This is a genomic window from Leifsonia sp. KNZ12-8B, from assembly GCF_056755495.1.
In genome coordinates this window covers 1-245 of record NZ_JBPGXM010000274.1, presented here as the reverse complement: position 1 = coordinate 245, position 245 = coordinate 1, and the positions used below count along the sequence as shown (strand labels likewise).

Below are 245 nucleotides of genomic sequence, written 5' to 3'. Positions count from 1 at the left end.
TATCAGTTGAAGGAGACGCAGGCTCCTGCCGGGTATTACGCGTTGGCGAACCCGGTGCGGTTCACGGTCGCGGCGGATGGAACGCTGGCGCTGCTGTCTTCTGATCCGAATGTGTCGTTGAGTGATCAGACGATCACGGTGAAGGATGTCGCGATGCCGGTGGATGTGGTGAAGGTCGGTTCCGATGGGGGCACGAATGTGCCGCTGAATGGTGCGGCGTTCCTGGTGTTCCCGTTCAGCGGGTT

Annotated in this window: 1 protein-coding gene; it reads left to right on the top strand. The window is 60.4% G+C overall.

Annotated features, from left to right (window positions below; all coding sequences use genetic code 11):
- On the top strand, window positions 1–245 hold a 245-nt coding region (locus tag ACR9ZG_RS19000), incomplete at both ends, for a prealbumin-like fold domain-containing protein (protein ID WP_481286398.1).